Consider the following 25231-nt stretch of genomic DNA (forward strand, 5'->3'; position numbering starts at 1 on the left):
GAGCGCAGCGAAGGGGGCGGCCGATGACCCGCACGGAGCGGTGGCAGATGCTGCTGGACCTGCTGGTGGAGCGGGGCGGGCTGGAGGTCGAGCCGGCCGCGGAGGTGCTGGGGGTGTCGGCCGCGACCGTCCGCCGCGACCTCGACCAGCTCGCCGAGCAGCAGCTGCTGGTCCGCACCCGGGGCGGGGCGGTCCCGCACGGGGTCTCGTACGAGCTGCCGCTGCGCTACCGCACCTCGCGGCGCGCCGCCGAGAAGGGCCGCATCAGCGAGGCGGTGGCGGCCCTGATCGCGCCGGGCGAGGTGGTCGGACTGACCGGCGGCACGACGACCACCGAGGTGGCGCGCGCCCTGGCCGTCCGCGCCGACCTGGCCACGGGCTCACCGGCGCTGACGGTGGTCACGAACGCGCTGAACATCGCGGGCGAGCTGGTGATCCGGCCGCAGTTCAAGATCGTGCTGACCGGCGGGGTCGCCCGTCCCCAGTCGTACGAGCTGACCGGCCCGCTGGCCGAGCAGGTGCTCGGGCAGCTGGCGGTGGACACCGCGGTGGTCGGTGTGGACGGCTTCGACCCCGTGGACGGCGCGGCGACCCGCCACGAGGACGAGGCGTCGGTCAACCGCCTGCTGTGCGAGCGCGCCCGCCGGGTGGTGATCGCGGCCGACTCCAGCAAGCTGGGCGTGCGCGCCTTCGCCCGCATCTGCCCGACCTCCGCGGTGGACGTGCTGGTCACGGACACGGGCCTCCCGCCGGAGGTCACCGGGGCCTTCGAGGCGGCCGGCGTCGAAGTGCTCCGGGTCTGACCGGCCCGCGGAGGCGGGGCCGCGGACCGGCCGAACGGGCTCCGGACCGGCCGAACGGGTGGCCGCCGCCCGGGTGGGGCGGCTGGCGGTCACGCACGTGGGACGCGCCGTGGGCCCGGCCGCCGCCGTGGCGCGCCCCGCCTCGCGGTTCGCGGGACCGGTCGGTCGGCCGGCCCCGGGCACGGTCCGGTCAGTGGGTCGGCAGCCGCTCCGACTCCCGTACCAGGGCCGCCAGGACCGGCGCGATCAGCGGGTGGGACTCGGCGCCGCGACGGGTGGCGGCGAAGACCCGGCGGGTGGCCGCCGGACCGGCGACGGGACGCACCCGGACCTCCTTGAGGTCCATGCCGCGCAGCGCCGAGCGCGGCACGAGCGCCACCCCGGCGCCCGCGCCCACCAGTGCCGTCACGGCCCGGAAGTCGTCGGAGGAGTGTGCGAACCGGGGCTGGAAGCCTGCCAGTTCGCACGCCAGGAGGGTCACGTCGTGGCAGGGGTTTCCGGGGTACTGACCCACCCAGTCCGAGTCGGCGAGCTCGGCGAGGGACACCTCGGGCAGGTCGGCGAGGGGGTGCCCGGAGGGCAGCACGGCGTCGAAGGGCTCCGCGTAGAGCGGGACGACGGACAGCCGCCTGTCGTCCGCGTCCGGACCGCCCCGGTACTCGACCGCGAGCGCGACGTCGGCCTCACCGTCCAGCAGCAGCGGCAGGCTCTGGTCCCCCTCGGCGTCCCGTACGCGCAGCCGGATGCCCGGGTGTTCCAGGGCGAGGCGGGAGAGCGCCGGGGCGAGCACCTCGGCGATGCCCGTCGCGAAGGCGGCCACGGTCACCTCGCCCGCCGAGCCGCCCGCGTACGCCGCCAGTTCGGCCTCGGCCCGCTCCAGCTGGGCCACCACCTCGTGGGCGTGTCCGAGCAGGATCTCACCGGCCGCGGTGAGGCGTACGCCCCGGCCGCTGCGGGTCAGCAGGACGTGGCCCGTCTCCTGTTCCAGGGCCGCGAGCTGCTGGGAGACGGCCGACGGGGTGAGGTACAGGGCTGCGGCCGCGGCGGTCACCGTACGGTGGTCCGCCACGGCGCGCAGGATGCGCAGCCTGCGGGGGTCGATCACCCCTCCATTGTCTCAGCCGGCCGACGTGCCCAGCGCCGCGCGGGCGTCGATGAAGGCGGCCACCGCGCGCTCCACGTCGGCGGTCGAGTGGGCCGCGGACAGCTGGACGCGGATGCGCGCCGCGCCGAGCGGGACCACGGGGTACGAGAAGCCGATCACGTACACCCCGCGCTCCAGCAGCAGCTCGGCCATCTTCGCCGCCTCCGCCGCGTCACCGATCATCACGGGCGCGATGGCGTGGTCGCCGGGCAGGATCTCGAAGCCGGCCTTGGTCATCTCCGTGCGGAAGAGGGCGGTGTTGGCGGCGAGCTGCTCGCGCAGGTCGCCGGCCGACTCCAGCAGGTCGAGGACCTTGAGGGAGGCCGCCGCGATGACCGGGGCGAGGGAGTTGGAGAAGAGGTACGGGCGCGAGCGCTGGCGCAGCAGCTCGACGATCTCGGTGCGCGCCGCGACGTAGCCGCCGGAGGCGCCGCCGAGGGCCTTGCCGAGCGTGCCGGTGATGATGTCGACGCGGTCCATGACCCCGTGCAGTTCGGGGGTGCCGCGGCCGCCGGGGCCGACGAAGCCGACGGCGTGCGAGTCGTCGACCATGACCATGGCGTCGTAGCGGTCCGCCAGGTCGCAGATCTCGGCGAGCGGGGCGACGTAGCCGTCCATGGAGAAGACGCCGTCGGTGACGATCAGGCGGCGGCGGGCGTCCTGCGACTCCTTGAGCCGGGTTTCGAGCTCGGCGAGGTCGCGGTTGGCGTAGCGCAGGCGGCGGGCCTTGGAGAGGCGGATGCCGTCGATGATCGACGCGTGGTTGAGGGCGTCGGAGATCACCGCGTCCTCGGCGCCGAGCAGGGTTTCGAAGACGCCGCCGTTGGCGTCGAAGCAGGAGGAGTAGAGGATGGTGTCCTCCTGGCCGAGGAACGCCGACAGGCGCGCCTCCAGTTCCTTGTGCACCTCCTGGGTACCGCAGATGAAGCGGACCGAGGCCATGCCGTAGCCCCAGCGGTCCAGTGCGTCCTTCGCGGCGGCGACGACCTCGGGGTGGTCGGCCAGCCCCAGGTAGTTGTTGGCGCAGAAGTTGAGGACCTCTCCCGCGGCGCCGCCCGAGGTGACGGCGACGGCCGCGTTCTGCGGGGTGCCGATGACGCGCTCCGGCTTGTGCAGGCCGGCGGCGCGGATCTCGTCGAGGGTGGTGCGGAGGTCCTCGCGGACGGACTCGAACATGCTGCGGTTCTCCTTGTGCTGCGGAGTCGGACGGGCGGACAGGCGGACGGGAGAGGGGGCCGGGCCCCGCGGAGGGGGGAGGGTGGGCGGGGCCCGGCCGGAGGGAGGTGGTCTGTGGCGGCGAGGAGGGACGACGGGGCGGGCGGCCTCCGGTCGGCCCGGCCGGGGCGCGCCGGGACGGGCCGGGGCCGGGGGGACGTGCCGGCCCGGACGGGTCCGGGGCGCCGGCCCGGGCAGCGCGCACGGCGCGGCGTGCGGGCCGCGGCGGGTCCGGGGTGGACCCGAGCCGCCCCCGCGGGGCGCCGCGCTGCTACGCCGTCCAGTCCAGGATGATCTTGCCGCTCCGGGCGGTCGACGCCTCGTCGAAGGCGGCCTCGAAGTCGCGGTGCGAGTAGCGGCCGGTGATGACCGGGCTGAGGTCCAGCCCGCCCTCCAGCAGCACCGTCATCGCGTACCAGGTCTCGAACATCTCGCGGCCGTAGATGCCCTTGATGGTGATCATCGAGGTGACCACCTTCGCCCAGTCCACCGGGAACTCCTGCGCGGGCAGGCCCAGCATGGCGATCCTGCCGCCGTGCGTCATGTTGTCGATCATGTCGCGCATGGCCTCGGCGCGGCCGGACATCTCCAGGCCGATGTCGAAGCCCTCGCGCAGGCCGAGGGAGCGCTGCGCATCGGCGATGGAGGTCTCCGCGACGTTCACCGCGAGGGTGGCGCCCGCCTTGCGGGCGATCTCCAGCCGCTCGGGGCTGACGTCGGTGATGACCACGCTGCGCGCGCCCGCGTGCCGGGCCACGGCCGCGGCCATGATCCCGATCGGGCCCGCACCGGTGATCAGCACGTCCTCGCCGACCAACGGGAAGGACAGCGCGGTGTGCACGGCGTTGCCGAACGGGTCGAAGATCGCCGCGACGTCGAGGTCCACCGCGGTCCGGTGCACCCAGACGTTCTGCGCGGGCAGGACCACGTACTCGGCGAAGGCGCCGTCGCGTCCGACGCCGAGCCCGACGGTGCTGCGGCACAGGTGGCGGCGGCCGGCCAGGCAGTTGCGGCACTTCCCGCACACCAGGTGCCCCTCGCCGCTGACGAGGGCGCCGATCTCGATGTCCCGGACGTCCGCGCCGAGCGCGGCGACCTCGCCGACGAACTCGTGGCCCAGGACCAGCGGGGTCGTGACGGCGCCCTGCGCCCAGCCGTCCCACGCACGGATGTGCAGGTCGGTTCCGCAGATGCCGGTGCGCAGCACCTTGATCAGCACGTCGCCGGGGCCGTACTCCGGCTCGGGAACGTCCATGAGCCACAGACCGGGCTCGGCCTTGTGCTTGACGAGTGCCTTCATGGGGGTGGCTCCAGGCATGCGGAAGGGGGCGCCGGGGCCGCGGGGGCGCGGGTGGCGTCGGTGACGGGACCAATCTGCCGAGCGGCGTGGTGATCAGTCCATCGAGACTTTCTTAAGCGGGCCTCCAGCGCAGCTTCACGCCTATGCTCCTCCCGGGGTCCGTGCCGGGTGGGCGCGGGGGAAAGAGGGAGGTGGGGGGCGTGCCGAGTCTGCGCAGCAGGGCGTTTTCGGCGGCGCTGACCGCGGTGGGGCGGCGAAGACGGTACGCGAGCGCGGAGGCCGTGCTCGCCCGGGTGGCGGAGTCCGCCCGGCGGCCCGCCTCGCATCTGCCGCCCCGCTCGCTGGGCCGGATCGCGGAGGTGTCGCGGACCTTCGTCGGGGCCTGGCCGGTGTACGACGTGTGCCCGCACGGGGCCGAGCCGGACGCCCGCGTGCTGTACGTGCACGGCGGCGGCCACGTGGACGGACTGCGCCGAGCGCATTGGGCGCTGGTCCGGACGCTGGTCACGCAGGCCCGCGCCCGGGTCGTCGTACCGGCGTACGCCCTCGCTCCGCGCGGGAGCGCCGACCGGACCGTGCCGGTCGCCGCCGATCTGCTCGCCGGTCTGATCGCGAGCGGGGGCGCCGCGGGCGGGACGGTGCTCATCGGGGATTCCTCGGGGGCGGGGTCGGCACTGGCCGCCGCCCAGCGGCTGCGCGCACGCACCGGGGCGCAGCCCTCCCGGATCGTGCTGGTGTCCCCCTGGCTGGACCTGACCGTGAGCCATCCGGACCAGGCGGCGATCGAGGCGGTCGATCCGCTGCTGGCCCGTGCGGGCCTGCGGGAGGCCGGGCGGCTGTACGCCGGGACCCTCGCCGCCGAGGACCCCCTGGTGAGCCCGTTGTACGGGACGCTCGCGGGGCTGGCGCCGATCACGGTGTTCACCGGGACGCGGGACCTGCTGGTGACCGACAGCCGGGAGCTGCTGCGCCGGGCCCGGGCGGCCGGGACCGGGGTGGAGGTCCACGAAGAGGCGGGGATGCCGCACGGGTACCCGCTGCTGCCGCTGCCGGAGGGCCGGGTGGCGCGCGATCGGATCGTCGAGCTGGTCCGCGCGGCCCGGGCGGCGGCGGACGGGTGACGGCGTCGGGGCGCCCGCGAGCGGAGCGCGGGCCGGGCCGCACGGCTCGGCCTGCGGCGTCCGGGATGACGGCGTCCGGAATGACGGCGTCCGGGCGTGCCCCGACATCCGCGGGCCCCCTCAGGCCGTGCAGGTCATCAGCGAGCTGATCGGCCAGGCGCGGTACGCCGTCCAGTAGGCCTCGTCGCGCACGGAGTCGGGGGGCGGCGTCCGGTTGGGCTGCCACCCGACGGTGGTGAAGCCCGCCTCGACCGCCGCCACGGCGAGGTCGGCGTGCGCCCACTCGCGGAACTCGAAGGGCACCGGCGGGTCGGTGAGGAAGTGCGCCTTCAGCAGGGGTGCGTCGCCCTCCGGGACCCGGTCCAGGATGCGCACCCCGTACGGGGACCAGTCCACGCGCGGGAACGCGCCCGCGTTGGGCACGATGGCCAGCAGCCGCCCGCCGGGCCGCAGGTTGGTGCGTACGGAGCGGAGCACGGCGCGCAGCGTTCCGCGGTCGGTCGCGTGGTTGAAGGGGTAGGCCGCGGTGGCCAGGTCGAAGGGGCCGAGGTCCGGGAGGCCGATGGCGTCGGCGACGTGGTACTCGACGTTCGGCCGGTCCTTCGTCGCCCTGTGGGCGCGGGCCCGCGCGATCCGCTCCGCGCAGGGGTCCACGCCGACGGTCCGCCGGGCGCCGCCACCGGCCAGGAGCCGGGTGTTGTAGCCGTATCCACAGCCCAGGTCGAGGGTGTCGAGGCCGCGCACCCCGCCGAGGGCGTCGAGGGCGCCGTGCAGGGTGTGGGTGTCGGCGGCCGAGTAGGCCGCCGCGGCCGTGCACTCGGCGTAGCGCTCGCCGATGGTGTCGTACTGGAACCGCATGCTCTGCCTTCCGGGGACTGCCGGGGGGTGGGACGCGTGCGTATCGTGCCCGTGCCGCGCCCGCGGGGGCGGCACGGGCACCCGTACGTCCCCCGGACGGGGAAGCGGTCGGCCTATCCCGGGCGGTCGACCGGGGGCCGCCTCGGCGCCGGGGTGCGGCCGACGCCGTCGAGGGCGCATCCTGGCGGTGTGACGGCGAGACCGGACGATCCCGGCCGCGGCCCCGGCCCGGGCCGTGGCCCCCGCCCCGCCCCCGACCACGACGGCACCGCCCGGGCCCTCGCCCGGGCCGCCTTCGACGCGGTGGCGGCCGTCGGCGGGTACGCGGGGGGCGTCTACCTGCGCTCGGGCACGGAGGGACTGCTGCGCATGGCCGTCCTCACCGGCCTCCCCGGCCCGCTGTTCCGGCCGTGGTGGCGGATGCACGTGAACCGCCCGTACCCGGTGGCCGAGGCGTACCGCTCGGGGCAGGCCGTCCACCTGGCCGACGCGGACTCGGCCATGCGCCGCTTCCCCCAGCTGATGGCCGGGCTGCCCTTCCCCTTCGCCTCGCTGTACGAGCCGGTGACCGCGGACGGACGACGGTTCGGCGTCCTGCTGGCCCTGCGCACGGCCACCCCGGGGGTGCCCGTCGGGGCCGCGGACCGGGAGCGGCTGCGGGAGGCCGCGGACCGGCTGGCGCAGGAGCTGGCCGCCTTGGAGGCGGCGGGGGACCCGGTGGTGTGGGACGGCGACCCGGTCTCGGTCCGCCCTCCTCCGGCCGGGCACGAGGAGCCCCGCAAGGCCGTGGACCGGCTGCCGCAGGCGCTGATCTCCGTGGACCGGGAGGGCAGGATCGACTTCGTCAACTCCGCCGCGGAGGACCTCCTGGGCCGGGGCGCCCCGCAGGTACTGGGGCAGGTCGCGTGGGAGGCCCTGCCGTGGCTCGGGCATCCGGCGTACGAGGACCACCTCCGGGCGGTCTTCATGTCCACCGAACCGGTGCACTTCGCGGCCCGGCGCGGCTGGAACCCGCCCGGGGACTGGCTGTCCGTGGGCCTGTACCCCGGACCGGACGGGGTGACCCTGACGATCGGCGCCGCCGAGAAGCCGGCCTACGCGCCCGCGTCGATGGTCCGGCCGGGGGCGGGCCTCGGCTCCCCCGCCGACCGGGCCTCCGCCCTGTACCGGCCCGTCGCGCTCGCCATCGCACTGACCGAGGCCGTCACGGCCCGCCAGGTGTCGGCCGTGGTGACCGAGGAGCTGCTGCCGGCCTTCGGCGGCCGCCAGCTGGCGATCTACCTGCTGAACGAGCGGCACCTGCACCTGGCCTGGGAGACCGGCTTCCCCGCGGGCTTCCTCACCCGTTTCGACGGAGTGGGGCTCGATGCCAGGCTGCCGGGCGTGGAGACCCTGACCTCGGGCCGCCCGTTGTTCTTCGAGTCGATGCAGCACCTGGCGGCGGCCTATCCGGGGATTCCGCTGGACGCCGACGTCGGAGCGCGGGCCTTCCTGCCGCTGATCGCCTCGGGCCGCCCGGTCGGTTCGTGCATCCTCGGCTTCGACGCGCCCCGCGGCTTCAGCCCGGAGGAGCGTACGGTGCTCACCGCCCTGGCCGGGCTGATCGCGCAGGCCCTGGAGCGGGCCCGGCGCTACGACAGCGAGGCGGCGCTCGCCCGCGGACTGCAGGCGGCCCTGCTGCCGCACCGGCTGCCGGTGCTCGACCACGTGGAGACCGTGGGCCGCTACCTGCCCGGCACCCAGGGCATGGACGTCGGCGGCGACTGGTACGACGTCATCGAGACGGGAGCGGGGCTGCTCGCCCTCGTCATCGGCGACGTCCAGGGCCACGGGGTGGCGGCGGCCGCGACCATGGGTCAACTGCGCAGCGCGGTACGGGCCTTCGCGCTCAGCGGCAGCACGCCCGAGGAGGTCATGAGCGGCACCAACCAGCTGCTGATCGACCTGGACCCCGGCCAGTTCGCCAGCTGCTGCTACGTGCTCCTCGACCCGGTGACGGGCGGCGCCCGCGCGGTCCGGGCCGGGCACCCCCAGCCGCTGCTGCGGCATCCGGACGGACGGACCGAGGTGCTCGAGCTGGCGGGCGGGGTGGTGCTGGGCATCGACCCCGAGGCCTCCTACCCGGTGACGGAAATGCGGCTGGCGACCGGCTCGGTGCTCGCCCTCTACACGGACGGGCTGGTGGAGAAGCCCGGCACCGACATCGACGCCGGGGTGGAGGGGCTGCGGCTGTCCCTGGCGGCGGCGCGGCCGTCACCGCTGACCGAGACCGCCGACCGGCTGATCGGCGAGGCGGGCAACACGGCCGACCGGCCGGACGACATCGCGCTGCTCCTGGCCTCGCGCACCCCCTGACCGCGCTCCCGCCGCGGCCGGGACCGGTCAGGTCTGGTGGAGGGGGGCGTACGCCTCGGGCCCCAGGCCGAAGGTCCAGGCGACCCCCTCACGGGCGGTGCGGGTGGTGGGCGGGACCCGCAGCCAGTAGGTGTGGAAGGTGCCGTCGGGCTCGGCGGTCGAGTTGACCACCTCGACCATCGCCACGTCCTCGTCCCGGTCGAGCGCGATGCGCCACAGGACCCCGGTCTCGTCCCGGTGCACGGGCTCGGCGCCCGACTGGGCGAGGTAGCGGTCGTATCCGTAGAACTCCAGCATCACCCGCCGCAGTTCGGCGTTCTCCTCGTCCCGGATGCGCTCGGGCGTCAGGGACGGCAGTCCCGCCAGGAAGTCCGCAGGGACCGGCATGCCGCGCCACGCGTGCAGTGCGAACCCGTCGGGGTAGGCGAGGGCCGGGCCGTCCCCGCGGTCGAGGCGTCCGGCCTCGTCCCGGTGCAGTTCCACGGGCCGTTCGGACACGACGGCGACGTTCTCGTACGGCCACCACCAGCCCGCGCTCCGCGCGACCGCCGCGAGACCCGCGAGGGCGGTGCCCCGGTGGCCGAGGGCGGCGAGCCAGGGGGCGTCGTGCTGTCCGAGCACCGCGTCGAGCAGCAGCAGGCGCGTCTGCGGGTCCTCCCCGAGCTCCTCGGTCACCCCGGCGCGGATACGGTCGGCGAGGGCACGGGTGACGTCCCACAGCGGGGCGCCGGTGGCGGCCCACAGTCCGGCGTACCCGGCGGCGCCCAACTCCCGGTGGGCACGGTCCCGTTCCACCGCCCACGGACGGGTGCGGACCTCCTCCCGCAGGCTCGGACCCCGGTCGTCCAGGTCCCTCAGCAGCGCGACGGCCGCGCGCGGGGAGTCGGCCCACAGCACGCGGGCGGGCTCGGGCCGCCCGGCGGTCCGGTAGGCCAGCCGGACGCCGGCCTCGGCGGCCGCCCGGTCGGCGGCGCCCGTGGCCGCGGCGACGGAGCGCCACCCCCCGGTGCCGTCGGTCGTGTCGTGTGTCATGTCCCGCTCCCCTTCAGTCGGCGACGACGCGGACGGAGCCCGGCACGTACTCGCGCTGCCGGACGACCCTGAACCAGCCCTTGGGCAGCGGGATCACCGCGTGTTCCTCGTGCACCACCCGGCCGCCCTGCGGCAGGTGCAGCAGCATCGGCCCGAACGGCCCGCCCTCCCTGACCAGCCGGCCCGGTCCCGGTACGGCGTGCGCGTGTCCGGTGACCTCGCCGAGGGCGAGCACGAGCCGCCCCCGCGCGTCCCGCTCCTCGCCCGCGGCCTCCACGGCGTGGGCCGGGACGGCCCCTTCCGCGACGGGCACGATCAGCACGTCCCCCTGCCGGTACATGGCATTCCCCTCCCCGCCGGCCCCCTCGGGCCGGACTCGGTACGACACTAGGCGCCGGGTCTGACAACCGGTCGCGGCGACCGGCGTGCCGCCCCCGCAGCCCTCCGCGGCCCGGACTGTCACCGCGGCTTGGTAGAACTGGTGTCGCACCGTCGAAACCGGCCACGTCGCGCCCTCACCGTCACCGTGATCACCAGGAGCACCGCACATGACCATCGGGAACCACCTGAGCGAACTGGGCGGCCTGCCGGCCTTCGACTTCCCCGGCCCGGACACCGGCCCCGAGGCCGGTCCGGACGCCGGCCCGGCGCTGCCCGCCGCCGGATCCGTGGCCTGGCGGGTCTCCGCCGACGTGTACGACGGCGACGAGGAGTGGCCCGAGGTGTTCGCCCGGTTCGTGGAGGCCGTGGACACCCGGGCGGTCCGCGCCCTGATCGTCGGCGGGTGGGCCGAGGCGTACGACACCCCGAACACCGAGGTCGTCGAGGCACTGGTGAAGGCGGCCGGCGCCTTTCCGGCACTGCGCGCGCTGTTCATCGGCGACGTCACCTACGAGGAGTGCGAGATCTCCTGGCTCCACCAGTCGGACGTCACCCCGCTGCTCGACGCCTATCCCGCGCTGGAGGAGTTCGGCGTGCGCGGGGGCGAGGGGCTGGTGCTCCGGCCGGTCGAGCACCGGTCCCTGCGGGTCCTGCGCATCGAGGCGGGCGGGCTGCCCCGCGCGGTGGTGCGCGCGGTTGCCGGGTGCGAACTGCCCGCACTGACCGACCTCGACCTCTGGCTGGGCACGTCCTGGTACGGGGCGGACGCGGACGTCTCCGACCTGGAGCCCTTCCTGAGCGGTGCCCGGTTGCCCGCGCTGCGCCGCCTGGCCCTGCGCAACAGCGAGATACAGAGCGAGATCGCCGCGGCGCTGGCCGGTGCGCCCGTCGTGGCCCGGCTGAAGGTGCTGGACCTGTCCATGGGGACGCTCGGCGACGAGGGGGTGGCCGCCCTGCTGGAGGGCCAGCCCCTCACCCACCTGGAGAAGCTCGACCTGCACCACCACTTCATCAGCGTCCCGTTCCGGGAGCGGCTCGTCGCGGCGCTCGCGCCGTACGGGGTGGAGGTGGACCTCTCGGACGCCAACACCGACGGCTCCGCGCGCGAGGACCGCTACACCGCGGTGGCGGAGTGACGGCTGTCCCGCTCGCGGTCGTCGGCGATCCGGCGGGCCGCCGCGTGGCGCACTTCCAGGACGCCGTGCGCGCCCGCGGCCTCCCCCCGGCCCGGGTCGTGGCGTGGCGGACGGTGCTGGACGGCGCCGCCCGGTTCCACCCGGGCGAGACCGTGCGGATCGACTCGCCGGGCGGGGACCCGGACGTCGAGCGGCTGCTGCGCGGGGTGTCCGACCCCACCCGGGTGGAGGGGACGGCCCGCTGGTACCGCGGGTTCACCGAGGCCGTCGAGGTGGTGGCCGCCGCGGTGGCCGCGGCCGGCGGCCGGCTGCTCACGGCCCCGGCCGACCTCCGCGTGCTCTTCGACAAGCGGCTGTGCCACCACGCCCTGGACCGGTCCGGAATCCCCGTCCCGCCCTCGCCGACCTCCGGACCCGGCGCGGCGCCCGTACGCGGCTGGCCGGACGTGCGGGAGCTGCTGGCGCGGCCGGGCCTGCGCCGGACGTTCGTCAAGCCGGCGCACGGATCGTCGGCCTCCGGCGTCCTGGCCCTGGAATCGGGTGCGGGCGGCCGCGTCCGGGCGACCACCTCGGTGGAGCTGTCCCCCGGCGGCGCCCTGTACAACTCCCTGCGCGTGCGCCGGTACGAGGACGAGCGCGTGATCGGCGCCGTCGTGGACGCACTCGCCCCGGACGGCCTGCACGTGGAGCGCTGGCTGCCGAAGGCCTCACAGGGGGGCCGGTCCGCCGATCTGCGGGTCGTGGTCGTCGCGGGCCGGGCCACGCACGCCGTGGTCCGCACCGCCCGCGGGCCGATGACCAACCTGCACCTCGGCGGTGCGCGCGGTGACCTCGGCGCCGCCGTCGCCGCCGTGACGGCGGCGGGCGGGAGCTGGGAACACGACGCCCTCGGCGTCTGCGAGCGCGCCGCCGCCGTCTTCCCCGCCACCCTGTGCGTGGGCGTGGACCTGCTGCCCGCCACCGGCTGGCGGCGGTTCGCCGTCGGCGAGGTCAACGCCTTCGGCGACCTGCTGCCCGGACTCACCGGGCTCCCCGGCTCGCCCGCAGCGGGTCTCGACACCTATGCGGCCCAACTGGCCGCCGTACACGCATCCGCACGACAGGACCACCATGCACCCCTCGCCGCCCGCCCCTGACATGAACGAGGTCGTCGGCCGTGACGACCTGCTGCTCGTCACCCTCGACACCCTGCGCCACGACGTCGCCGTACGGCTGGCCGCCGAGGGCCGCATCCCGCACCTCGCCGCGCACCTGCCCGGCGGCACCTGGGAGCGCCGGCACGCGCCGGGCAGCTTCACCTACGCCTCCCACCAGGCCATGTTCGCCGGGTTCCTGCCGACACCGGCCTCGCCCGGCCCGCATCCGCGGCTGTTCGCCGCACGGTTCGCGGGCAGCGAGAGCACCGCCGGCCCGACGTGGGTCTTCGACACCCCGGACCTGGTGTCGGGGCTGGCCGGGGCGGGGTACCGGACGGTGTGCGTGGGCGGCGTCGGCTTCTTCAACCGGCGCGGCGCCCTGGGATCCGTACTGCCTGGGATGTTCCAGGAGAGCCATTGGGAAGCCGAGTTCGGGGTGGCGTCGCCGGTGTCCTTCGAGGCGCAGGTGGCCCGTGCCGAGGAGGTGGTGGCCGCGCTCCCGCAGGACCGGCGGCTGTTCCTCTTCCTCAACGTGTCGGCGATGCACCAGCCCAACTGGTTCCACCTGGACGGCGCGACGGCGGCGGCCGGGGACTCCTGGGAGTCGCACGCCGCCGCGCTGGAGTACGTGGACCGCCACATCGGCCGTCTCTTCGACGCGATGCGCTCGCGGCGCCGCTGCTTCGCGATCGTCTGCTCCGACCACGGGACGACGTACGGGGACGGCGGGTACACGGGGCACCGCCTCGCGCACGAGGCGGTCTGGACGGTCCCCTACGCGCAGTTCTTCCTCGAACCGGCGCACTCCCCGCGCCCCCCGCGACCGCCGGAGCGGCCGGCCGTGCCGGCGCCGCCGGTACCGAAGGAGACGACCCTGTGATGACGGCGACGACGACCGCGGAGACGAGCAGCACGGTCACCCCGTACGAGAGTTACGTGTACGCCTATCCGCACAAGACGGCCTACCGGCCGCTGCCCGGACGGCCGGAGCTGCGCCGGCTCTGGGCGGACCAGCCCAAGCACGCCCTCTCGCTCTACGTGCACGTCCCGTTCTGCGAGGTGCGCTGCGGATTCTGCAACCTCTTCACGCGGATCGGCGCGCCGCAAGGGCTGACCGGCGCCTACCTCGACGCGCTGGAACGGCAGGCGGACGCGGTCCGCGAGGCCCTCGACGGTACGGGCGGAGGGCCGGTGCGCTTCGCGACGGCCGCCTTCGGGGGCGGAACACCGACCTTCCTGACCGCCTCCGAGCTGGAACGGCTCTGCGACATCGCGGAGAAGAGCGCGGGCGCCGACCTCCGGTCGGTCCCGCTGTCGGTGGAGGCCTCTCCGTCCACGGCGACGGCGGACCGGCTCGCGGTCCTCGCCGACCGGGGTGCGACGCGGCTGAGCCTGGGCGTGCAGAGCTTCGTGCCCGAGGAGGCGCGCACGGCGGTCCGGCCGCAGAAGCGCGCCGACGTCGAGGCGGCGCTGTCACGGGTCCGGGACGCGGGCATCCCGGTGCTGAACATCGACCTGATCTACGGAATCGACGGGCAGACCGAGGACAGTTGGCGGTATTCGCTCGACGCCGCCCTGGCCTGGCGCCCGGAGGAGCTGTACCTGTACCCGCTGTACGTGCGGCCCCTGACGGGTCTGGGCCGCCGGCCGGAGGAGCCCCGCGCCGCCTGGGACGAGCAGCGGCTGCGGCTGTACCGGGCCGGCCGCGACCATCTGCTGGCCGCCGGGTACGAGCAGGTGTCGATGCGCATGTTCCGCCGCCCGGACGCCCCGTCGGAGGGCGCCGACGACCACGCGTGCCAGACGGACGGCATGGTGGGGCTGGGGTGCGGGGCCCGCTCCTACACCTCGGAGCTGCACTACTCCTTCGACTACGCGGTGGACATGCGGGAGATACGCACGATCGTCGACGCCTACGTGGCCCGGCCCGGGGCGGACTTCGCGCGGGCGGACCACGGCCGGTGGATCGACGCGGGCGAGGCCCGGCGCAGGCACCTGCTGCAGTCCCTCCTCCAGGCGGCGGGCATGCCGGTGGCGGAGTACCGGGAGCGGTTCGGCGGCGGCCCGTGGGAGGACTTCCCGGCGGAGCTGGCGGCGTTCGCGGCCCGCGGCTGGCTCGACGACGGGGCGGACCTGCTCCGGCTCACCCCGGAGGGACTGGCCCACTCGGACGCGGTGGGCCCGGCGCTGTTCTCGGCGGAGGTACGGGCCGCGATGGCCGCGTACGAGCGCAAGTGAGCGGCGACCGGGACCTCACCGTCCTGTACCGGGGCCCCCTGGCCTCCTGCGACTACGACTGCCCCTACTGTCCCTTCGCCAAGCGGCGGGACAGCCGGGCGCAGCTCACCGCGGACCGGGCGGCGCTGGAACGCTTCGCCGCCTGGGCCGCCGGGAACACCGCGGACCGGCTGTCGGTGCTGTTCACGCCGTGGGGCGAGGGCCTGACCCGGTCCTGGTACCGGCGCACGCTGGTGGAGCTGTCGCACCTGCCGCACGTCCGGCGGGTCGCCATCCAGACGAACCTGAGCTGCCGCACCGGGTGGACCGCCGAGGCCGATCCCGGCACGCTCGCGCTCTGGTGCACGTACCACCCGGGGCAGACGCCGTACGCGCGCTTCCTCGCCCGGTGCCGGGAGCTCGCGGACGGCGGCGTCCGCTTCAGCGTGGGCGTCGTCGGGCTCCCGGAGCACCTGGCGGAGGCCAGGCGGCTGCGGGCGGCGCTGCCGCCGGAGGTGTACCTGTGGGTGAACGCCGCGGACGGCCACACCTACACGGACCCCGAGGCCGCCCTGTGGACCGCCCTGGACCCGCTCTTCCCGTACAGCCGCCATCCCCACCTCTCGGCGGGGCTGCCCTGCCGGACGGGCGAGTCGGTGATCTCGGTGGACGGCGACGGCACGGTCCGCCGCTGCCACTTCGTCAAGGCCGAGCTGGGCAACCTGTACGACGGCTCCTACCGCGCCGCGCTGCGCCCGCGGGCCTGCCCGCGCGCGCTCTGCGACTGCCACATCGGATACGTCCACCTGGAGTCGCTGCCGCTGTACGACGTCTTCGCGGGCGGCGTCCTGGAGCGCGTCCCCGCATCCGGCGCAGCGCAGGTGCGTTCACCGGCGCCTCCTGTCGCACTCCTGTTGTCGTCACCGGCACCCGGGGCTACGGCGTGTCCACCACGGCCTCGCCCCGGCTCAGGGTGAGCGCGGTGTTGACCAGGCCGACGTGGCTGAACGCCTGTGGGAAGTTGCCGAGTTGGCGCCCGGCGACGGGGTCGTACTCCTCGGCGAGCAGGCCGACGTCGTTGCACACGGCCAGCAGCCGGTCGAAGAGGGCACGGGCCTCCTTGTCCCGGCCGATCATGTGCAGGGCGTCGGCCAGCCAGAACGAGCAGGCCAGGAAGGCCCCTTCGTCGCCGGGCAGTCCGTCGACGGAGGGGCCCTCGGTGCTGTAGCGGCGGACCAGTCCGCTGCGGCCGAGCTCGGCCTGGACGGCCTCGACGGTGCCGACGACCCGCGGGTCGTCGGGCGGCAGGAAGCCGACGCGCGGGATGAGCAGGGTGGCGGCGTCGAGCTCGCGGGAGCCGTAGTACTGGGTGAAGGTCTTGCGCTCGGGGTCGTAGCCGTTCTCGCAGACGTCGCGGTGGACCTCGTCCCTTATGGCCCGCCAGCGCTCGATGTCCCCGGGGAGCGACGGGTCGTCCTCCAGGGTGCGCACGGCGCGGTCGGCGGCCACCCACGCCATCACCTTGGAGTGCACGAAGTGGCGGCGCGGTCCCCGCACCTCCCACAGGCCCTCGTCGGGCCGGCGCCAGTTGCGCTCCAGGAAGTCGAGCAGGGCGAGCTGGATCCTCCAGGCGTGCTCCTCGGCGGCCAGCCCGGTGGACCGGGCCAGGTACAGCGAGTCGATGACCTCGCCGTACACGTCGAGCTGGAGCTGGTCGACCGCTGCGTTGCCGACGCGGACGGGCGCGGAGGAGGCGTATCCGCTCAGCCAGGGCAGGTCGGTCTCGGGGATGCGGCGCTCGCCCGCGATCCCGTACATGATCTGGAGGTCGGCCGGTTCGCCCGCGACGGCGCGCAGCAGCCAGACCCGCCAGGCGCGGGCCTCGTCGAGGAAACCGGTGGCGAGCAGCGACCCGAGGGTGAGGGTGGAGTCGCGCAGCCAGCAGTAGCGGTAGTCCCAGTTGCGGACGCCGCCCAGTTCCTCGGGGAGGGAGGTGGTGGCCGCGGCGGCGATGCCGCCGGTGGGGGCGTAGGTGAGGGCCTTGAGGGTGATCAGGGAGCGGATGACCGACTGCCGGTACGGGCCTTCGTAGGTGCACTGCGAGGCCCATTGGCGCCAGTCGGCGAGGCTGGTCTCCAGGGCTTCGTACGGTTCGATCGGGACCGGTCGCGGTTCGTGCGAGGGGTGCCAGGTGAGCACGAAGGCGACGCGCTCGCCGGCCGCGACGGTGAACTCGGAGCGGGTGCTGTTCTCTTCGCCCCAGGTGCGCACGGGGGGTTCGCTGCGGAACCAGGCGGAGTCGGGTCCGGCGACGGCGACGCGGAGGCCGTCGCTGCGCCGGACCCAGGGGACGACGTGTCCGTAGTCGAACCGCAGGCGCAGGGTGCTGTGCACGGCGACCTCGCCGGAGACTCCCTCGACGATCCGGACCACGTCGGGCGCGGTGTCGCGCTGCGGCATGAAGTCGATGACCTTGACGGTGCCGTCCGCGGTCTCCCAGTACGACTCCAGGACCAGGGTGTCGTCCACGTAGGCCCGCCGGGTGCAGCGTTCGCCGGGCGCGGCGCCGGCGGGGGCGATGCGCCAGTGGCCGTTCTCCTCTTCGCCGAGGAGCTTGGCGAAGCAGGCCGCCGAGTCGAAGCGCGGCAGGCACAGCCAGTCGATCGACCCGTCGCGGCCGACGAGCCCACTGGTCATCAGGTCGCCGATGAGTGCGTAGTCTTCGATGGGTTGTGTCATTTGTGCGATCTTCCCGCGAAAGCCCGGGGCCAATCAGAGCAGGCCCCGGACACCCTCGTGCACGCTGGTTCCGTACCCGGCTCCGTACCTGGTTCCGTACCTAGTTCCGTACGAGCAGCAGGACTCCGCCGATGATGACGCCGACGGCAACGGCGAGGGCGCCGTGGGCCAGGCGGTGGGACCGCAGCACGGGCAGGAAGCGGTCGACGGCGTACCGGCCGGGACCGGTGAGGGCGAGGGCGGCCGCGCCGGCGGTGAGCAGCAGTACGTACTCGATGCCCTCGGGGGCGAAGAAGGAGCCGACGCCGTGGACGGCGATGGCGTTGATCATGGTGCCGACGACGGCGGCCCCGGCGAGCGGGGTCAGCAGGCCGACGGCGAGGCCGAGGCCGCCCAGGGTCTCGGTCAGGCCGGCGAGCACGGCCATGGCGTCGCCGGCCGGGTATCCGCTGGCGGTGAAGAACGAGCCGGTGCCGCTGATGCCGCCGCCCCCGAACCAGCCGAAGAGCTTCTGCGTGCCGTGGGCCGCCATGGTCAGGCCGAGGACCACGCGCAGGAGCAGCAGGCCGACGTCATGGGCGGGGGTTGAGAGGGCGGGCGGGGTGGAGGTTTCGGCCGGTGCGGCGGCCTGCGGCTTCGTCGTGGCGACGGAGGGGCTGGTCATGGGGGAATCCTTCCGGTCGGGCGGCCCGCTGGGGGCAGGGAGCACGGTGGCACAGTTGTTCACATTCGAACCACCGGATGCCGACCCTAGCCATTGATTCAAATTCGAACAACCTGTGTAGGCTGCACCCATGGCTGACACGGCTGGGACGAGATGGCTGGACGACCGCGAGATGCGGGCATGGAACGGCTTCCTGGCCGCTTCGGCCCTGGTGAACCGGCGCCTCGACCAGCAGCTCAAGGACGACTCGGGGCTGTCGCACCCGCAGTACGAGATCCTCGTACGGCTCGCCGCCGCCCCCGGGGGCGAGCTGCGCATGACCGAACTCGCCAACGGTCTGATCAACTCCAAGAGCGGACTCACCTACCAGGTCACCCAGATGGAGAAGGCCGGTCTGGTCCGGCGCCGCAGCTGCCCGTCCGACGTGCGCGGCGTGTTCGCCGTCCTCACCGACGCCGGCCGCGACCGGCTGGACGAGGCCGCGCCCGGGCACGTGGCCACGGTCCGGGAGATCCTCGTCGACGTACTGACCCCGGAGCAGCTCGACGCGATTGCGGAGGGGCTCGGCGAGGTCGGCCGCAGGCTGCGCGGGCGGGCCGGATGAGGCGGGCGGGCCGCCCCGGCGTCACCCCGGTAGAGCACCTCGGTATCGGGGTATAGGCGCGCCATGGATGGAAAGGGCTGGCTCACTCTCGCCGTGGTCGTGGCCGTCGTGCTGGCGATCACCGCGGCCGTGCTCCTCGTACGGGTCTTCGCCGCGCGGCGGCTGCTGCTCGACGCCGGGATCCCGCTGCGCGACAAGGCGCTGTTCTGGGTCGCGGTGGCGTACACCGTCTCGCCCGTGGACCTGATCCCCGACCCGGTGTACCTGGACGACATCGGGGTCCTACTGCTGGCCCTGCGCTCCCTGCACGCGGCCGCCGGCCAACTGCCGCGCGGGGTGAAGGACTCCGGCACGGCCTGACCGGATGCACCGCCGGGCCTACACCGCGCGCGGACAGCGCGGCGTCGACCCCGGAACCCGGGGCCGACACGGCACTCGCTCCTTCGGTTCCCCGCGCGCCCTGCGCGCGCCGGTACTACTTGGGCATCAGGACGGTGTCGACGATGTACACCTGGGCATTGGCGGTCTTGACGTTGCCGCAGACCACGTTGGACGTGCCGTTGACCTTGAAGGACTCGCCCGAGCCGGCAGTCGTCAGGGTGCTCTTCTCCAAGGTTTCGAAGGAGCCGTTCTCCAGCTGCTTCGGAGTCAGCTTCTGGCCCACGACGTGGTAGGTGAGGATCTTCGTCAGGGTGGCCTTGTCGGCGAGGACCTTGTCCAGGTCGACCTTGGGGATCTTCGCGAACGCCTCGTTGGTCGGCGCGAACACCGTGATGTCCTCGGCGTTGTTGAGGGTGTCGACCAGGCCGGCCTGCTTGACGGCCGCGACCAGGGTGGACAGGGCCGGGTTGTTCGAGGCCGCCGTGGCGACCGGGTCCTGGGCCATCCCGTCGAACGAGCCGGCCCCGTCGGCCGGGACGCCCGCACAGGCCGGCCCGAAGGGCTTGTCCGCCGCCATGGCGGGCATGGACTCGGCCGCGGACGGGGTCGCCTCCTGCGAGGCGGTGCTGCCCGAGCTGGACTCCGTGCCGGAGTCCGAACAGGCGGCGAGGGAGAAGGGGAGGACGGCGGCCGCTGCGACGGCCACGGCGGTACGGCGGAAGTGAAGGGTGTTCATCACGGTGGTGCTCCTCAGAAGTTGCTTGCTACATCGGGTATGGCCAAGGGCGAGGAGTCAGGTCCGGCCGGCGGCGGCCGTGGCCGGTGTCGATGCGGTCGCCCGCCGGGACCGCGGTCCCGCGGGCCCGCCACCGCCGGAGCGGATCGGGGGGACGCACGCCGGGGCTCCGCACATCGCCGGGACACGGGCCGCCGGGTGCGCCGGGCTGCCGGCCGGGGGCCCCGTCGCGGGCGCGGCCGGCGCAGAGGCCCCGGCCGCGACGGAGACACCCCGGCGGTTCCAGCCGGTCCCGATACCGGCTGTCGCGCCCTGACCGCCCGGTACGGCGGCCAGGCGCCCGATCAGTGCGTACGGCAGCGCCGCACCACCCGCCAGCAGACCGCGCAGCGCCGCCGGGGCGGCCTGCTCGATGGTGCTGCGGTTGATCCTCACGTCTGGTCTTCGGCGCCGGAGGCCCGGCGGATTGGCCGTTCAGCCGAACAGGTGAAACCGGATCCGGCACTGACGCTGCACAGGCCCCCGGAGGGGCACGAGCGGCTCATGGGCCGACGGCGGTCACTGGCGACGCGGAATCGCGGGCAGGGCCTCGGCCGAGGAGGGGTCAGCGGACGCCGCGGGTGCGGAACTGGACGCTGATCCTGGGCCCCACGGCCTTCGCCGACTTGGGCACCGCATGCTCCATGGTCCGCTGGCAGGAACCGCCCATGACGACGAGGTCACCGTGCCCGAGGGGCAGCCGCAGCAGGGTGGGACCGCCGTCGCGGGAGCGCAGGACGAGGTCGCGCGGGTCGCCGACGGAGACGATTGCGACCATGGTGTCCTCGGTCGAGGAGCGACCGGTCCGGTCGCCGTGCCAGGCCACGCTGTCCCGGCCGTCGCGGTAGAGGCACAGCCCGGCGGTGGTGAAGGGCTCGCCGAGCTCCACCGCGTAGTGGCGGGTGAGCGCCTCGCGGGCCTCGACCAGCGCGGGGTGCGGCAGGGCGTCGCCGTCCCCGTAGAAGGCGAGCAGCCGGGGCACCTCGACCTCCCGTTCGTACATCTGCCGGCTCTCGGCCCGCCAGGGCACATCGGCGGCCAGGCGCTCGAAGAGCTCGTCCGCGCCGGTCAGCCAGCCCGGCAGGTGGTCCACCCAGGCCCCGGCGCCGAGCGCGGTCCGCCGGACGCCGGCGAGCGGCCCGAGCAGGATCTCGTCGCCCTGGTCGAAGAGGGAGCCCTGGAGGCCCCGGACTGCGTGCATGACTCCAGCCTAACCCCGCCAACCGAACACGTGCACGAATACATGCGCCCCCCTCCCCCGCGCTCCGCGGACAGCGGGGCGTGGCAGGGGGAGCGGGGCGGGTCGGGTCGGGAAGGGGCGGGGCGGAGGGCGCCGCGGGGGCAGGGCGGAGGTGTCAGCGGCCGCGCAGGGATTCGATCTCGCGGCGCTCGCGCTTGGTCGGCCGGCCCGCGCCGCGGTCGCGGATGCCGACCACGGCGGCCTCGACGGGCGTCGGCGGCGGCGGGCTGTTGTCGATGAAGCACTCGGCCGCGACCGGGGGACCCACACGCTTGGACACGGGCCGCCGGACCACGACGATCCGTTCGCGGCCCGCATGGAAGAGCCGCACCTCGTCGCCGGCGCGGACCGCCTGCGCCGGCTTGGCGCGCTCGCCGTTGACCTTGACGTGGCCCGCCCGGCAGGCGGTCGCCGCGGTCGAGCGGGTTTTCGTCAGGCGTACGGACCAGATCCACGCGTCGACCCGCACCGTGCCCGTCGCCGCCACCTCTTCAGCCATGACCCGACTCTAGTGCCGCGGCGGACGGAGGAGGGAGGAACGCCTTTTGGCGGATGCGCCAAGCAGCATCGCATTTGCCATGTGCATCCACCCAAAAGAATTGCACATGCGGGATGGCTGCCCCTACCGTGTCGCACATGCAGCTCTCCTCCATCGGACGGGCGGCACGTCTGCCGGGCGCCAGCCCGGACACCGCGGGCCGCTGGAGGTCGGCATGCGGGCCACCGCCCGCGTGAAGTCCACCAGGGTGCACATCGACCGCACCGGACGCCGGCACGCCCCGACCGGCGGCGCCCCACCGGCGGCGCCCGTCCGGTTTTGTCCGTCCGAGGCCGCGCGCGATCCGGGGCTCCGGACCACCGCCCGCCCCGACACCACCGCTCAGCACCACCCACGTATCCGCCCGCTCCGCCGTCACCGGCGCGGGTCACCCCGCGCGGCACCGGCTCCCCGCCGGCCGCCGACCCGACCGAGGAGCACCAGCCCGTGTCCGCCACCCTGACCGGCCGCCGCGCCGCGACCGCCGTACTGACCGCCACCCTGCTCGTCCCGCTGGCCGCCTGCGGCAACGGCGGGGCGAAGCCCGCCGCCGACTCCCCCGCCGGTGCGCCGAGCCCGGCCCCGGCCTCCGGCGGGGTGAAGGCGGCGAAGCTCACCGTCCTCGCCGCGTCCTCCCTCACCGACGTCTTCACGACGGCGGGCGCCGCGTACGAGAAGTCCCACCCCGGTACGAAGGTCACCTTCTCCTTCGCCGGCTCGCAGGAGCTCGCGGCGCAGGTCAAGCAGGGCGCCCCGGCCGATGCGCTGGTCACCGCCGACACCAGGACGATGGACGGGCTGACGGCCGAGGTGAACACCCCTAGCGTCATCGCGAAGAACCGTCTGGTCATCGCCGCCGGCAAGGGCAACCCGTTCAAGATCGACGACCTGAAGGACCTCGCCGACTCCAAGATCAAGGTCGTGCTCGCCGCGCCCCAGGTCCCGGTGGGTCGCTACAGCAAGGAGATCCTGGACCGGCAGGGCGTCCCCGTGAAGCCGGTCTCCCAGGAGCCCAACGTGCGCGCCGTGCTGAGCAAGGTCGAGCTGGGCGAGGCCGACGCCGGCCTCGTCTACAAGACCGACTCCGCCAAGTCCGGCGACAAGGTCGTGGCCGTGGACATCCCGGACGACCAGAACGCGGTGGCCTCCTACCCCGCCGCCTCGCTGAAGCAGTCCGAGAACGCCGAGGCCGCGGCGGCGTTCGTGGCGTGGCTGACCGGTCCGGAAGCGCAGAAGATCCTCCAGGACGCGGGCTTCCAGAAGGCGTAGTCACGCCCCGAGCGCGGATGGCGAGGGGGACTGCCCGGCCCGGGGGGGAGCGGGCGGCCCCCCTCGGCGCGTCCGGCTCCCGTCGGGGCCCCGCCGCCCGCCGTACGTGTCCCGCTCGCGACGGCGGCCGCCGTACGCTTCACACGCCGCCGTCCCCCAGCCAGGAACCCCGATGAGCAGACTCCGCAGCCGCACCCGGCCCCCCGTGACCCTGGCACTGCCCGCACTGCTCGCGGTCGCGTTCCTGCTGCTGCCCCTCGTCGGCATCCTGACCCGCACCCCGTGGGGCGACCTCGCCACGCACCTCACCAGCCCGGGTGTGGTGGAGGCGCTGCAGCTCTCGCTCGTCGTGTCCCTCTGGGCGCTCGGACTCTCGCTCGTCCTCGGTGTGCCGCTCGCCTGGCTGCTGGCGCGCGTCGAGTTCCGGGGCAAGGCGCTCGTCCGCTCGCTCGTCCTGCTGCCGATGGTGCTGCCGCCGACCGTCGGGGGCGTGGCCCTGTTGCTGGGCTTCGGCCGGCGCGGACTCCTCGGGCCCTGGCTGGAGGAGGGCTTCGGAATCACCCTGCCCTTTCACACCTCGGGCGCCGTCGTCGCCGCCACCTTCGTGGCCATGCCGTTCCTGGTCATCAGCCTCGAAGGCGCGCTCGGCGGCCTGAAGCAGAGCTACGAGGAGACCGCGGCCTCGCTCGGGGCCTCGCCGGTCCGGGTGTTCTTCACCGTGACCCTGCCCATGGTGGCACCCGGCCTCATCGCGGGCGCCGCGCTCACCTGGGCCCGCGCGCTGGGCGAGTTCGGCGCGACCATCACCTTCGCCGGGAACCTGCCGGGCAGCACCCAGACCCTGCCGCTCCAGGTGTACCTGCTGCTCCAGGACCAGCCCGAAGCGGCCACCTCCGTCTCGCTGCTGCTCCTCGCCATCGCCATGGCCGTGCTCATCGCCCTGCGCGGCCGCTGGACGGGCACCCCGGCCGCCCCGACGTCAGCCGAGGCGCCGAAGCCGGCCGAGGAGGCCCCCGGACCGATCGGAACCGCCGACGCGAAGGGTACGGGCGAGGCGCATGGGACGGGCAGGGCGCATGGGCCGGGCGGGGCGAGCGGGCCCGGCCGGCGGGGTCGGACCGACGGCACGGGCGGGACCCGCGACACCGACGGACCCGCCGACACGGACCGGCCCGGCGGCGCCGGCCACTGGCCCCTGCACGCCACCGTCACCGGCTTCAACCGGCTCAGCCTCGACGCGGAGCCGGGCACCACCATCGCGGTCGTCGGCGAGAACGGCGCGGGCAAGACCACCCTGCTGCGCGCCCTGCTCGGCCTCACCCCGCGCTCCCACGCCGAACTCAGGCTCGGCGACACCGACGTCACCGCACTGCCCCCACACGAACGGCAGGTCGCCTGGGTCCCGCAGGACGGCGCGCTCTTCCCGCACCTGAGCGCCCTGGCCAACACCGCGTACGGACTGCGCGCCCGGCGGGTGCCGCGCGCCCGCGCCCGGCACGACGCGCAGGCCTGGCTGGACCGGCTGGGCGTCGGGCACCTCGCCCACCGCAGGCCCGCGCAGTTGTCCGGCGGACAGGCCCAGCGCGTCGCCCTCGCCCGGGCGCTCGCGGCCCGGCCGCGGCTGCTCCTGCTGGACGAGCCGCTCGCCGCCCTCGACCAGACGACCCGGGCGAACGTCCGGCACATCCTGCGCACGCACCTGGCAGGCTTCGGCGGGGTCTGCCTGATCGTCACGCACGACCCCGTCGAGGCGGTGTCGTTGGCCGACCGGGTCCTCGTACTGGCCGACGGGCAGACCCTGCAAGACGCACCGCCCTCCGAGGTGACCCGGCATCCGCGCTCCCCGTGGGTCGCCCGGATGCTGGGCCGCAACGCCTGGCCGGGCACCGCCTCGGCCGACGGCCTCGCGCTCACGGCCGGGGGCCGGCTGGTCGTCGCCGAGGCACTGCCCGCGGGAGAGCGCGCCCTTGCGATCATCGCCCCGGAGGCGGTGTCCGTGCACCGCAACCGTCCGGGCGGCAGCCCCCGCAACGTCTGGCCGGGCACCGTACGGGAGATCACCGCGGTCGGCAGCCGACTGCGCGTGCTGGTCTCCTCCCCCGAGGCGCCGGACCTCGTCGCGGAGATCACCCCGGAGGCGGCCGCCGAACTGGGCATCGTCGACGGCGCCGCGGTGTGGACGAGCGTGAAGGCGACGGAGGTGACCCTCGTACGGCTCTAGGTCCTGTCGTCAAAGTAGCGCCGGTCAGGCCCGCGGTGTCCGGCGCCGTGCATCGCAAGGCGGAGGGGCGCCCCGGGACCTGGAGCTAACGGGGGCGCCCCC

24 protein-coding genes are annotated in these 25231 nt (G+C 74.8%); 12 read left to right on the forward strand and 12 right to left on the reverse strand.

Annotation, left to right across the window (positions count from 1 at the left end; genetic code table 11):
* Window positions 1-23: 23 nt before the first annotated feature.
* Window positions 24-803: a DeoR/GlpR family DNA-binding transcription regulator gene (locus tag ACFWU6_RS01000; RefSeq protein ID WP_383803387.1), complete on the forward strand. Its 780-nt coding sequence runs from the start codon at window positions 24-26 to the stop codon at window positions 801-803.
* Between the two features lie 190 nt (window positions 804-993).
* Here ACFWU6_RS01000 and ACFWU6_RS01005 read toward each other — a convergent pair whose 3' ends face one another.
* From ACFWU6_RS01005 to tdh, 3 genes are all read right to left on the reverse strand, one after another.
* The gene (locus tag ACFWU6_RS01005) at window positions 994-1908 is read right to left on the reverse strand and encodes a LysR substrate-binding domain-containing protein (protein WP_383803388.1); all 915 of its coding nucleotides are present in this window, start codon (window positions 1906-1908) and stop codon (window positions 994-996) included.
* Between the two features lie 12 nt (window positions 1909-1920).
* Window positions 1921-3123, reverse strand: a complete 1203-nt coding sequence (locus ACFWU6_RS01010; RefSeq protein WP_383803390.1) for a glycine C-acetyltransferase — start codon at window positions 3121-3123, stop codon at window positions 1921-1923.
* 310 nt (window positions 3124-3433) lie between these two features.
* Window positions 3434-4462 carry an L-threonine 3-dehydrogenase gene (tdh, locus tag ACFWU6_RS01015; RefSeq protein ID WP_383803392.1) on the reverse strand — a complete coding sequence of 343 codons (1029 nt, stop codon included), beginning with the start codon at window positions 4460-4462 and terminating at the stop codon, window positions 3434-3436.
* 200 nt (window positions 4463-4662) lie between these two features.
* Between tdh and ACFWU6_RS01020 the strand changes: the two genes are divergently transcribed.
* Complete coding sequence (locus tag ACFWU6_RS01020) at window positions 4663-5583, forward strand: alpha/beta hydrolase fold domain-containing protein (protein ID WP_383803394.1); 921 nt, start codon at window positions 4663-4665, stop codon at window positions 5581-5583.
* A gap of 120 nt (window positions 5584-5703) precedes the next feature.
* On the opposite strand, the gene ACFWU6_RS01025 is transcribed toward ACFWU6_RS01020, so the two are convergent.
* Window positions 5704-6441: a class I SAM-dependent methyltransferase gene (locus ACFWU6_RS01025; RefSeq protein ID WP_383803397.1), complete on the reverse strand. Its 738-nt coding sequence runs from the start codon at window positions 6439-6441 to the stop codon at window positions 5704-5706.
* A 303-nt stretch (window positions 6442-6744) separates the two neighbouring features.
* Between ACFWU6_RS01025 and ACFWU6_RS01030 the strand changes: the two genes are divergently transcribed.
* Entirely contained in the window at window positions 6745-8796 is a 2052-nt protein-coding gene (locus ACFWU6_RS01030; RefSeq protein ID WP_383977266.1) for a SpoIIE family protein phosphatase, read from the forward strand.
* Window positions 8797-8823: 27 nt separating this feature from the next.
* On the opposite strand, the gene ACFWU6_RS01035 is transcribed toward ACFWU6_RS01030, so the two are convergent.
* The gene (locus ACFWU6_RS01035; RefSeq protein WP_383803399.1) at window positions 8824-9828 is read right to left on the reverse strand and encodes a DUF6745 domain-containing protein; all 1005 of its coding nucleotides are present in this window, start codon (window positions 9826-9828) and stop codon (window positions 8824-8826) included.
* A gap of 13 nt (window positions 9829-9841) precedes the next feature.
* A complete protein-coding gene (locus ACFWU6_RS01040) occupies window positions 9842-10168 on the reverse strand; it encodes a hypothetical protein (RefSeq protein WP_383803401.1) in 327 nt (108 codons plus the stop codon).
* 208 nt (window positions 10169-10376) lie between these two features.
* Between ACFWU6_RS01040 and ACFWU6_RS01045 the strand changes: the two genes are divergently transcribed.
* Genes ACFWU6_RS01045 through ACFWU6_RS01065 form a run of 5 tightly spaced genes read left to right on the forward strand, consistent with a single transcriptional unit; the run spans window position 10377 to window position 15675 of the window.
* Window positions 10377-11345 (forward strand): STM4015 family protein, encoded by a 969-nt coding sequence (locus ACFWU6_RS01045; protein WP_383803402.1) that lies wholly within the window; start codon window positions 10377-10379, stop codon window positions 11343-11345.
* Window positions 11342-12481: an STM4014 family protein gene (locus ACFWU6_RS01050; RefSeq protein ID WP_383977214.1), complete on the forward strand. Its 1140-nt coding sequence runs from the start codon at window positions 11342-11344 to the stop codon at window positions 12479-12481. Before ACFWU6_RS01045 ends, ACFWU6_RS01050 begins: the two co-directional genes overlap by 4 nt.
* A gap of 1 nt (window position 12482) precedes the next feature.
* Window positions 12483-13361 carry an STM4013/SEN3800 family hydrolase gene (locus ACFWU6_RS01055; RefSeq protein ID WP_383803430.1) on the forward strand — a complete coding sequence of 293 codons (879 nt, stop codon included), beginning with the start codon at window positions 12483-12485 and terminating at the stop codon, window positions 13359-13361.
* Window positions 13361-14719: an STM4012 family radical SAM protein gene (locus tag ACFWU6_RS01060; protein WP_383977217.1), complete on the forward strand. Its 1359-nt coding sequence runs from the start codon at window positions 13361-13363 to the stop codon at window positions 14717-14719. Before ACFWU6_RS01055 ends, ACFWU6_RS01060 begins: the two co-directional genes overlap by 1 nt.
* Window positions 14716-15675: an STM4011 family radical SAM protein gene (locus ACFWU6_RS01065; RefSeq protein WP_383803407.1), complete on the forward strand. Its 960-nt coding sequence runs from the start codon at window positions 14716-14718 to the stop codon at window positions 15673-15675. Before ACFWU6_RS01060 ends, ACFWU6_RS01065 begins: the two co-directional genes overlap by 4 nt.
* On the opposite strand, the gene ACFWU6_RS01070 is transcribed toward ACFWU6_RS01065, so the two are convergent.
* Complete coding sequence (locus ACFWU6_RS01070; protein WP_383803409.1) at window positions 15635-17437, reverse strand: glycoside hydrolase family 15 protein; 1803 nt, start codon at window positions 17435-17437, stop codon at window positions 15635-15637. The two genes, ACFWU6_RS01065 and ACFWU6_RS01070, sit on opposite strands and share 41 nt — an antisense overlap.
* A gap of 100 nt (window positions 17438-17537) precedes the next feature.
* The gene (locus tag ACFWU6_RS01075; protein ID WP_383977220.1) at window positions 17538-18101 is read right to left on the reverse strand and encodes a DoxX family protein; all 564 of its coding nucleotides are present in this window, start codon (window positions 18099-18101) and stop codon (window positions 17538-17540) included.
* Window positions 18102-18231: 130 nt separating this feature from the next.
* Between ACFWU6_RS01075 and ACFWU6_RS01080 the strand changes: the two genes are divergently transcribed.
* Window positions 18232-18705, forward strand: a complete 474-nt coding sequence (locus ACFWU6_RS01080; RefSeq protein ID WP_383803413.1) for a MarR family winged helix-turn-helix transcriptional regulator — start codon at window positions 18232-18234, stop codon at window positions 18703-18705.
* Window positions 18706-18768: 63 nt separating this feature from the next.
* Window positions 18769-19065 (forward strand): YkvA family protein, encoded by a 297-nt coding sequence (locus ACFWU6_RS01085; protein ID WP_383803415.1) that lies wholly within the window; start codon window positions 18769-18771, stop codon window positions 19063-19065.
* Between the two features lie 115 nt (window positions 19066-19180).
* On the opposite strand, the gene ACFWU6_RS01090 is transcribed toward ACFWU6_RS01085, so the two are convergent.
* The 4 genes from ACFWU6_RS01090 to ACFWU6_RS01105 all read right to left on the reverse strand — a co-directional run bounded on the left by ACFWU6_RS01090 (window position 19181) and on the right by ACFWU6_RS01105 (window position 21600).
* Entirely contained in the window at window positions 19181-19822 is a 642-nt protein-coding gene (locus ACFWU6_RS01090; RefSeq protein WP_383977224.1) for a fasciclin domain-containing protein, read from the reverse strand.
* 57 nt (window positions 19823-19879) lie between these two features.
* Complete coding sequence (locus tag ACFWU6_RS01095) at window positions 19880-20257, reverse strand: hypothetical protein (protein WP_383977227.1); 378 nt, start codon at window positions 20255-20257, stop codon at window positions 19880-19882.
* 169 nt (window positions 20258-20426) lie between these two features.
* Window positions 20427-21062: an alpha-ketoglutarate-dependent dioxygenase AlkB gene (locus ACFWU6_RS01100; protein WP_383803419.1), complete on the reverse strand. Its 636-nt coding sequence runs from the start codon at window positions 21060-21062 to the stop codon at window positions 20427-20429.
* A 154-nt stretch (window positions 21063-21216) separates the two neighbouring features.
* Complete coding sequence (locus tag ACFWU6_RS01105) at window positions 21217-21600, reverse strand: RNA-binding S4 domain-containing protein (RefSeq protein WP_383803421.1); 384 nt, start codon at window positions 21598-21600, stop codon at window positions 21217-21219.
* Window positions 21601-22086: 486 nt separating this feature from the next.
* Between ACFWU6_RS01105 and modA the strand changes: the two genes are divergently transcribed.
* Both modA and ACFWU6_RS01115 read left to right on the forward strand, forming a co-directional pair.
* A complete protein-coding gene (gene modA, locus ACFWU6_RS01110) occupies window positions 22087-22908 on the forward strand; it encodes a molybdate ABC transporter substrate-binding protein (protein WP_383977230.1) in 822 nt (273 codons plus the stop codon).
* Window positions 22909-23080: 172 nt separating this feature from the next.
* Window positions 23081-25129 carry an ABC transporter permease gene (locus ACFWU6_RS01115; protein ID WP_383977233.1) on the forward strand — a complete coding sequence of 683 codons (2049 nt, stop codon included), beginning with the start codon at window positions 23081-23083 and terminating at the stop codon, window positions 25127-25129.
* Window positions 25130-25231 lie beyond the last annotated feature (102 nt).

The organism is Streptomyces sp. NPDC058674 (assembly GCF_042716505.1).
Lineage (GTDB): Bacteria > Actinomycetota > Actinomycetes > Streptomycetales > Streptomycetaceae > Streptomyces.

Bases quoted from the DNA above. Each gene is read 5' to 3' on its own strand.
- ACFWU6_RS01045 (WP_383803402.1), top strand. From the start codon at position 10,377: ATGACCATCGGGAACCACCTGAGCGAACTGGGCGGCCTGCCGGCCTTC.
- ACFWU6_RS01105 (WP_383803421.1), bottom strand. From the start codon at position 21,600: ATGGCTGAAGAGGTGGCGGCGACGGGCACGGTGCGGGTCGACGCGTGG.
- ACFWU6_RS01070 (WP_383803409.1), bottom strand. From the start codon at position 17,437: ATGACACAACCCATCGAAGACTACGCACTCATCGGCGACCTGATGACC.
- ACFWU6_RS01075 (WP_383977220.1), bottom strand. From the start codon at position 18,101: ATGACCAGCCCCTCCGTCGCCACGACGAAGCCGCAGGCCGCCGCACCG.
- ACFWU6_RS01060 (WP_383977217.1), top strand. From the start codon at position 13,361: ATGACGGCGACGACGACCGCGGAGACGAGCAGCACGGTCACCCCGTAC.
- ACFWU6_RS01080 (WP_383803413.1), top strand. From the start codon at position 18,232: ATGGCTGACACGGCTGGGACGAGATGGCTGGACGACCGCGAGATGCGG.
- tdh (WP_383803392.1), bottom strand. From the start codon at position 4,462: ATGAAGGCACTCGTCAAGCACAAGGCCGAGCCCGGTCTGTGGCTCATG.
- ACFWU6_RS01115 (WP_383977233.1), top strand. From the start codon at position 23,081: ATGAGCAGACTCCGCAGCCGCACCCGGCCCCCCGTGACCCTGGCACTG.
- ACFWU6_RS01040 (WP_383803401.1), bottom strand. From the start codon at position 10,168: ATGTACCGGCAGGGGGACGTGCTGATCGTGCCCGTCGCGGAAGGGGCC.
- ACFWU6_RS01035 (WP_383803399.1), bottom strand. From the start codon at position 9,828: ATGACACACGACACGACCGACGGCACCGGGGGGTGGCGCTCCGTCGCC.
- ACFWU6_RS01055 (WP_383803430.1), top strand. From the start codon at position 12,483: ATGAACGAGGTCGTCGGCCGTGACGACCTGCTGCTCGTCACCCTCGAC.
- ACFWU6_RS01090 (WP_383977224.1), bottom strand. From the start codon at position 19,822: ATGAACACCCTTCACTTCCGCCGTACCGCCGTGGCCGTCGCAGCGGCC.
- ACFWU6_RS01025 (WP_383803397.1), bottom strand. From the start codon at position 6,441: ATGCGGTTCCAGTACGACACCATCGGCGAGCGCTACGCCGAGTGCACG.
- ACFWU6_RS01010 (WP_383803390.1), bottom strand. From the start codon at position 3,123: ATGTTCGAGTCCGTCCGCGAGGACCTCCGCACCACCCTCGACGAGATC.
- ACFWU6_RS01100 (WP_383803419.1), bottom strand. From the start codon at position 21,062: ATGCACGCAGTCCGGGGCCTCCAGGGCTCCCTCTTCGACCAGGGCGAC.
- ACFWU6_RS01000 (WP_383803387.1), top strand. From the start codon at position 24: ATGACCCGCACGGAGCGGTGGCAGATGCTGCTGGACCTGCTGGTGGAG.
- ACFWU6_RS01085 (WP_383803415.1), top strand. From the start codon at position 18,769: ATGGATGGAAAGGGCTGGCTCACTCTCGCCGTGGTCGTGGCCGTCGTG.